This window comes from Streptomyces jumonjinensis, from assembly GCF_009600885.1.
GTDB lineage: Bacteria > Actinomycetota > Actinomycetes > Streptomycetales > Streptomycetaceae > Streptomyces > Streptomyces jumonjinensis.
On sequence record NZ_VCLA01000204.1, the window covers coordinates 55603 to 62851 of the forward strand.

Here is a 7249-nt window from a genome sequence, read left to right on the forward strand (position 1 = left end):
CGTACGCCCCCGCCATCGCGAAGACCACCCGGTCGCCCGCTCGCAGACCGCCGGGGACGGGGACGGCACGGGCGAGGACGTCCTTGGGGGTGCACAGCTGCCCGACGAGGGTGACCGGGCCGCCCCGGCTCATGGGCCGGGAGCGGTCCCACTCCTCGGCCGCGAGGACGGCGCAGGGCTGGTCGTGGCCCTTGGCCGCGGGGGTGCGCAGATGGTGGGTGCCGCCGCGGACCACGGCGAAGTCCTCGCCGTGGCTGTGCTTCACATCGAGGACCTCGGTGGCGTACCAGCCGCAGTACGCGCTCACCGCGCGCCCCGGCTCGATGCGCAGGGTCACTCCCGGGTGGTCGTCGGCGATCCTGCCGAGGCCCTTGCCGTAGGCGGTCCAGTCGAACCGCCGGCCGGGCCGGGCGTAGTCGACGGACATGCCGCCGCCGACGTTCACCTCGGGCAGCGCGATGCCGTGGCGGGCGGCGAGCCCGGCCGACCACCGGACGACGGACCCGGCCACCGCGAGCTGCCGGGGCGCGTCGAGACCACTGGCGAGATGGGCGTGGACGCCGCGCAGCTCCAGCCGGCCGTAGGCGCCGTCGGTGAACCCGCGCACCACCGCGTCCGCTTCGGACGGATCGATTCCGAAGGGCGCGGGCCGCCCTCCCATGGCCAGTGCGCTGCCGTCGAGCAGCCCGCCGGAGACCGGGAGGTTGAAGCGGAGCAGTACGCCCGCGCGGGCGCCGGAGCGGGCGGCCGAGTGCGCCAGTACGGCGAGCTCGTGCGCGCTCTCCACATGGAACCGCGCCACGCCCAGCCGCAGGGCCGACTCGATCTCCTCGGGCGTCTTGCCGGGCCCGCCGAAGGCCAGCGGCAGGCCCGGCGCGGCGTCCGCCACATGGGCGAGCTCGCCGCCGGAGGCCACCTCGAAGCCGTCGACCCGGTCCGCGAGGGCGGCGAGGATCTCCGCTTCCGGGTTGGCCTTGGCCGCGTAGTACAGCTCCACCCGTTCGGGCAGCGCCTCGCGGATGCGGCGGGCGTGCTCGCGCAGGGCGCCGAGGTCGTAGAGATAGGCGGGGAGCCGGCCGGCGGGCAGCGAGCGGGCGAGCCGGTGCACGGCGGGCGGGATCACCGGCGGCGACCATCGGTCTCGGCGCGGATCGCCTGGGTGAGCACATCCTCGGCGAGCGGGGACGGCAGTCGTACATATCCGGCGTGCCGGTCGGCCGAGCGCTCCCAGCGGGCGAGCAGATTGGCCTTGGCGGGCAGCGGGACTCCGGCCAGCAGCCCGCTGAGCCGGGGCGGGCGGCCACTGCCCTCGGCGTACTCCTCGATGGTGCGGCGCACCTCGGCCCAGAGCGCGGGCTCGCTCTGCGGGTGCAGATCGGCGAGGGCGGCGAGCAGTTCGGCGATGTGGTTGACGAACAGGCAGTACACGACCCGGTCCCAGCCGCGCCGGGCGTCGTAGGTCAGGGGCCCTGCGACCTCCGCGGGCAGGGCGGCGAGCGCCTGCTCGTGGTGGTCGGGGACGAGCTTGGCGCCCTCCAGGTCGCGGAAGAGGATCTGGGCGGGCCCGCCGTCGGCGTCGACGCAGAGGACGACGTTCTGGAGATGGGGTTCGAGCACCAGACCGTGGTCGAAGTAGGCGGCCAGCACGGGAGGGACGAGCAGCGCGAGATACCGTCGCCACCACTCCAGCGCGTGCGCCGGGTCCGTCCCGGCGAGCCGGGAGACATGGGCGGGGCCGGTGGGGTACTCGTCGGCGACGGCGGCGGCGAGCAGCGGGGTGACGCCCGGGCGGAGCCGTCCGCCGAGTCCCTCGCGCACGATCACTCCGAAGCCTTCGAGGAGGCCGATGTCGGGGCGGCGGCCGGGGCCAGGGAGCGCGAGGCTGCGGTAGGCGGGTTCGCGGAGCATGCCCGCGCCCGGGTAGCGGACGGCGAGATCGGCGAGCGCGGGGGCGAGCAGCCGGGTGAGGGCGACGGCGCCGGAGAGTTCGTAATGGGCGTTCTTGCGGACGCAGTTGGTGATCCGGACGTCGAGGCTGAACTTCAGGAAGGTGTCGCCGTCGTAGAGGGTGCGTACGGAGGCGGTGGGAGTGAAGGGCTCCGCTCCGGGGCCCAGATCGAGGATGTCGGCGCGGTCCAGGGCCCGGCGCAGCTCGGGCCGGTCGCGCAGCTTCTCGTACTGCCAGGGGTGGGCGGGCAGCAGCCGGTATCCCTCGGGCACCGGCCGCAGCCGGTCCAGCGGGGCGGCAGCGCCGGGTTCGGCGCACTCCTCGGCGATCAGGTGTTCGCGTACGGCGAGCATCCGGAGCGGGAACGCGGCTTTCGCCTCGGGGGCGTACGCCGACCAGGCGGCGGGGTCGGAGCTGTGGGCCTTGGGGGTGGGGTGGAAGCGGTGGCCGAGGACGAGGGACTGCTCGGAGGCGAGATAGGCGGCGAGCGGATCGCCGGCTTCGGGGGTGCGGCGGCCGTGGTGGGCCAGTGCGGCGGCGACTCCGCGATGGCTGGCGGCGATCTGGGGCAGGAACTCCTCGTTGCGGGCGCCGGTGCGCAGCGACAGCTCCGTGTGGGTGTACTCGGCGAGGCGTCGCCAGTCGACCGGCCGCCAGCCGTCGGGGGTCTGTTCGGCGACCGGTCCGGTGAAGCGGTGGGATCCGAGCAGTGAGGTGCGGCGCAGGCCCACGCGGAGCAGGACGCCACGGCGGGGCAGGCGCAGCATCAGCCGGCCGCCGCTGACGGCGGTCTGGTGCTCGGGTCCGGAGACCTCCCGCAGCAGGCAGTTGAGGAGGGTGTGGGCGACGGCGTCGTCGGCGGTGGGCAGTGCGGCGGGCGGGCCCGTGGAGGCCGTGGAGGCCGCGGGGCGGTCGGGTGTGGTGCTGGTCATCTGCTCGCCCTCCCCTGGGCCAGATAGTTGGGGCCGGTGGTGTAGTGCTTGTTGATGTCCGAAGCCCCTGATCTCTCCTTGGCGAGCAGGGTGCCCGCCGTGACCATCGCTTTGATGGGCAGCCTCGGCGCGCCCAGGACATGGGTGTGCAGCAGGGCGGCCCGTCGGGGGTCCAGCCGGCCGGCGGCCTCGGCGAGCCGGTCGTGTACGAGGGTGAGCAGCCGGTCGAGCGGCGCGTGTCCGTGGCGGGCGAGGCCGAAGGCGTAGGCCCCGGCGCAGAGGTGGAGGGTGACGGTGGTGAAGAGGTCCAGTACGGGCCCGTCGCCTTCCTGGCGGGTCCGTACGTCGTCGAAGGCGTCCGCGCTCGCGCTCGTGCCGAGGGCTTCCGTGAGGCGGGCGGTGTTGACCCGGGGGCCGTCGTTGTCCTTGAGGAGCAGTCTCAGCCGGGTGCGGCCGTCGGGCCGGTCGAGCAGCAGGGAGATGTTCTGCTGGTGGGATTCGAGGGCGATGCCGTAGCCGAAGAGGGTGGTCTGCCAGTCGAAGAGCAGGGTGAGGAAGGCGTCGAAGAGGGCGAGGGGGTCGCCGCCGTGGAAGCGGTCGGCGAGGTGGTCGATGAGCGGCCGGCCGCCGGGCGCGGGGGCGAGGAGTGCGGCCAGGGGGACGACGGCGGTGTGCTCCAGGCCGGCGGGCAGTCGGCGGACGAGAACGGCGAGGAGTTCATGGCCCGCGTGGGCGAAGCGGGTTTCGTCGGTGTGGAGCACGGTCTCCCGGAAGCGTGGCTCACGGGCGATCACCTGCTCGATCAGTCGCTGTCCGGCCATGCCGTCGGTGAGGGTGCCGGGTCTGATGGTGCGCCGGTTGAGCCGGCCGAGGGTGGCGGTGGCGAGGGGGAGCTTCAGATGGGTGCGGGGGTCGGCGGTGAGGGCGACGGTCCGCATCGAGAGGGTGGGGACGGCCTCGGGGCCGGGGTGGGCGACGAGTTCGGCGCGGCGGTCGAGTCCGGTGGCGCGCAGGGCCTGCCGCAGGGGTTCGCCCGCGGTCAGCGGGTGGACGGGCAGCGCGAACCGCTCCCGGTCCGGCTCCGGCTGTCCCGGCAGCGGGACCGGGTCCCAGGCGTGGGCGGTGACGGCGTCCTCGGGCAGCAGGAGCCAGCGCAGCCGGAGGCGGGGGTGGAACTCGGGGGCGCAGGCCCGCAGGGCGGCTTCGGTGAGGCCCGGTCTGCTGCGGGAGGTGGGGTAGACGGGGTGGTCGAGGCGGGCGGCGAGGGTGTCGAAGGCGAGGGCCGCGTCCGGTCCGGTCCAGTCGGCCGGGTCGGCTCCGTAGCGGTCGGCGAGGTGCGCGGCGATCTCGTGGCGGGTGGCGCGGTGGAGCCGGAGCGCGGTGCGGGCCTCCCGGCACTCGGCGGCGAAGGCGTCGAATCCGGGGCGGTCGGCGGGGTCGGCGAGGTCGCCGAGCGCGGCCAGTACCGTATCGGCGGTGGTCAGTTCCCGGCCGTCGGACTCGCGGCGCAGCAGGGGCAGCCGGGCCTCGGTCCCGTACTGGAACGCGGGTGCGGCGCGGCGTACGGGCAGCAGCCAGGCGTCGTCTCCGGCGGGCAGGCGCAGCCAGAGGCCGTCCGGTCCGGTACGGGGGGCGGTGCGGCTGCGCAGTCCGACGACGTCTTCCCGCAGCAGGGCGCTGAGCACGGTGAGGAGCAGTTCGCTCCCGCTGTCGGCGCGGTTCGCGGTCATGGTGTGATCTCCCAGCTCAGTCCGGCGAGGAAGGCGTCGAGGGCCTGGTCGACGGTCCGCTGGTCCGTGCCGGTGGCGCGGGCGATGCCGAGGAAGTCGCGGTTGGTGCGGTACAGCTCGTGGCGTTCGCCGATGGGCCGGGCCGGACGGTAGGTCAGTCGCACGCCGTCGACGGTGAGATCAGCGGGTCCGGGGGCCGCGGTCAGGGTGCCCGCGCGGTCGGCGAGCGGGTAGGCGAGGCGGGCGGCGCCGCCGGCGCGGGCTCCCAGGTCGGCGGGGAGCGGTTCGCCGAGGTGGGTGCGGAGGATGTGGTCGAAGAGCGGGATGCCCAGGAGTTCGGCGAGCAGCAGATCGCACTGGTCGCCGATGGCCCGGTAGTTGACCTCGATCAGCCGGGCGTGTCCGTCGTGGACCACGAATTCGGTGTGGCAGGCCCCGAATCCGACGCCGAGCTCGTCGAGCCGTGCGAGCACCTGGGCGGCCACCGGCTCGGGGTGGGCGGCGACGAACGTCATCCGCTCCTCGATGAAGTACGGCAGGGGGGAGAGCTCGGTGTGGAATCCGCCGAGCGGATGCAGCCGCCGTCCGTCGCCGAGGGTCTCCAGGGTGTGCAGTTCGCCGGGCAGAAACTCCTCGATCACCAGGGCCGCCCCGGGGCGGCGGGCCCTGATCCGCGCGCACTGGCGCAGCAGCTCGGCGGGGCTCTCGACCAGGATCACATCCTCGCTGGCCACGCCCTCCCGGGGTTTGACCACACAGGGGTAGGGGAGATCGGCCGTGCGCAGGCCCGCGGGGTCCTGATGGGCCGCCAGCTCGGCCGAGCGCACCGGCTCGGCCGCCAGAGCGCGGCGCATCTGCGCTTTGTCCTTGGTGCGCAGGGCGGCCCGCCAGTCCTTGGCGGGGAGGCCGAAGTAGGCCGCGGCCAGGGCGGTCTGGGTCTGGAGATGGTCGCTGTTGCTGAAGACGGCGTCGGGGCGGCGGTGCGCGGAGATCCGGCTGATGACCGCGTGGAAGTCGCGGACCTCACACTCCAGGATCTCCACGGCCGGATGGATCCGCCGGTACCGCTCACGGTGCGCTCCGGGCTGATCGGTCAGCAGGGTGACACGGAGACCGAGCCGCCGCGCGGCGGGGAGGAAGCCCTCGGTGACCGAGTCGGTGGGGTTGAGGGCGAGTACATACATCTGCATGGGTGAAACACTCCGCGCGCACATTCACTGGGCAGGGGGGCAGGCAGGAGAAGAGTCGGAGCGGAGCGGGCAGGGTCATGGACGGACACCCTGGTCGCCGTGGTTCGGGTCGCTCCGGATCGTCACAGCGGAGCTTAGGTTAGGCATCCCTAAGAATGTCAATTCGCCACGACGGAGCCCTGGTTGACGATCCGGTCCGACGACGTGGTCAAGGTGAGGGTCGATGCACGGACTGCCGTGGTCGGCCGCCCTGCTGATGAGGGCGCCGCGGCTGCTCCCCGGCCGGTTCAGGGTCAGCCTGACGAGTGACGCCCGTGCGGCCGTACCCCACCCGTGACCGGATCGGCTGCCGCCTCTTCTGCGCCATCCGCCCGGCGGAGGGCCTGAGGCGCCTGCCCGCGGACCGGCGACCCGGAACGGCTGCGACGGCTGCGACGGCTGCGACGGCTGCGACGGCTGCGACGGCAGGAGGAGGCCACGCCGTAGGCCGTGCCGTCAACGTCCCGTCCGCCCGGCGTGTCCTCCGGGCGGGCGACGCCGCTCCCCGGCACCGCGGCACCCTCGGCCGGCCCCGCGCGATCTGCGCGGCCGGGACCGGGGGGCGCTCGCGCTGTACGCCGCCACCTGTCTGCCGCTGGTGGTCGCGATCACCGCCGTCGGCGTGGACGAGGGCGTGCTGGGCGCCGGCGAGGCGGCAGCGCTGGTGGGCGCGGCGATGGTGTCGGTGCTGGTCCTTCCGCTGCTGGCGCTGCGACTGCGCGCCCCGGACGGCCGCGGCGCCGCCCGGGCGCAGCGGAGCGCGGGGACGGAGTCCTGGTGAGGGACGGAGCCGCGCCCATAGCCGGGCCGCGCCCAGGGCAGGAGCCCGCCCAGGGGAAGCCCGCCGGCCGGCGTCAACACGCCGGAGCCCGGAAACACTCCGCGAATCCCTGGCACCATGGGGATGGCGGCGTACGGCCGGGAAACCTCGGCTACGGTCGGAGCGGCCGGCTCCCGGATACGTCCGGGCAGTTCGGCCGATTAGAGCGCTGTCAACGGTGCCCGTGGTCCATCATGCTGGAGTACGGTGCCGTTCCGGCCAAGCCGCTGGCAACGGGAGGCGACGGGTGTTCGGTTTGGTGCAAGCGCCCGGCCGTGACGGGAAGCTGGCCTACGAGTGGTGGGGTGACCCCGGGGGACACCCCGTGTTCCTGCTGCACGGAACGCCCGGCAGCAGGCTGGGCCCCCGGCCGCGGACCTTCCATCTGCACAATCTGGGCGTCCGGCTGATCGCCTACGACCGGCCCGGGTACGGGGACTCCGACCGGCACGCCGGGCGCAGCATCGCGGACGCCGTCGGCGATGTGCGCGCCATCGCGGACGCGCTGGGTCTCGCGCGCTACTCCGTGGTGGGCCGCTCCGGCGGCGGACCGCACGCGCTGGCCTGCGCCGCGCTGGATCCCGGGCGGG

The 7249-nt window shown here is 74.4% G+C and carries 5 protein-coding genes and 1 pseudogene; 2 read left to right on the top strand and 4 right to left on the bottom strand.

Annotated features, from left to right (window positions below; genetic code table 11):
• The 4 genes from FF041_RS37115 to FF041_RS37130 form a co-directional block, all read right to left on the bottom strand.
• Window positions 1-1123 (bottom strand): type III PLP-dependent enzyme (locus tag FF041_RS37115; protein ID WP_323393705.1); only part of this gene is annotated, 1123 nt, incomplete at its 3' end.
• Window positions 1120-2880, bottom strand: coding sequence for an IucA/IucC family protein (locus tag FF041_RS37120; RefSeq protein ID WP_153527165.1), 1761 nt, complete (start codon window positions 2878-2880; stop codon window positions 1120-1122). The genes FF041_RS37115 and FF041_RS37120, both read right to left, overlap by 4 nt.
• On the bottom strand, window positions 2877-4610 hold the full coding sequence (locus FF041_RS37125) for an IucA/IucC family protein (RefSeq protein WP_153527167.1): 1734 nt from the start codon (window positions 4608-4610) through the stop codon (window positions 2877-2879). The genes FF041_RS37120 and FF041_RS37125 overlap by 4 nt, the downstream gene beginning before the upstream one ends.
• Window positions 4607-5800, bottom strand: coding sequence for an ATP-grasp domain-containing protein (locus FF041_RS37130; RefSeq protein WP_153527169.1), 1194 nt, complete (start codon window positions 5798-5800; stop codon window positions 4607-4609). Before FF041_RS37130 ends, FF041_RS37125 begins: the two co-directional genes overlap by 4 nt.
• Window positions 5801-6368: 568 nt before the next feature.
• On the opposite strand from FF041_RS37130, the pseudogene FF041_RS37135 reads away from it, so the two are divergent.
• Together FF041_RS37135 and FF041_RS37140 are read left to right on the top strand one after the other, a co-directional pair.
• Window positions 6369-6620 (top strand): annotated as a pseudogene (locus tag FF041_RS37135) (cation:proton antiporter); the annotation flags it as partial.
• A gap of 286 nt (window positions 6621-6906) precedes the next feature.
• The coding region (locus FF041_RS37140) for an alpha/beta fold hydrolase (protein WP_323393706.1) at window positions 6907-7249 on the top strand (343 nt) is incomplete at its 3' end.

Excerpts from the sequence above, each read along its gene's own strand:
- FF041_RS37125 (WP_153527167.1), bottom strand. The coding sequence starts at position 4,610 with ATGACCGCGAACCGCGCCGACAGCGGGAGCGAACTGCTCCTCACCGTG.
- FF041_RS37130 (WP_153527169.1), bottom strand. The coding sequence starts at position 5,800 with ATGCAGATGTATGTACTCGCCCTCAACCCCACCGACTCGGTCACCGAG.
- FF041_RS37120 (WP_153527165.1), bottom strand. The coding sequence starts at position 2,880 with ATGACCAGCACCACACCCGACCGCCCCGCGGCCTCCACGGCCTCCACG.